Source organism: Bartonella sp. AA86SXKL (assembly GCF_042196885.1).
The window spans coordinates 1-288 of sequence record NZ_JBHIRE010000408.1 but is presented as its reverse complement, the minus strand read 5'-3'; the positions used below and the strand labels follow the sequence as shown (position 1 = coordinate 288).

Below are 288 nucleotides of genomic sequence, written 5' to 3'. Positions count from 1 at the left end.
ATTGTAGGGATTCCTAATCATGGAACGTTGCGTATTGGTGATACCTTGACAGAAGGAGAAAATATCCTTTTTAAGGGAGTGCCTAATTTTGCACCAGAAATTTTACGTCGTGTTTGTTTAGGTGATCCGATGAAAGCAAAAAAACTGAAAGAAGCTTTGCACCAAATGGCTGAAGAAGGGGTCGTGCAATTATTTATTCCTGATGATGGTTATCCTTCTCTCATAGGTGTGATTGGTGCTTTGAAGATTGATGTTTTAAAGGAACGATTGAAAATAGAATATGGTATG

1 pseudogene is annotated in these 288 nt (G+C 37.5%); it reads left to right on the top strand.

From position 1 onward, the window contains the following. Positions 1–288, top strand: a pseudogene (gene prfC / locus ACFIO5_RS12270) (peptide chain release factor 3); the annotation flags it as partial.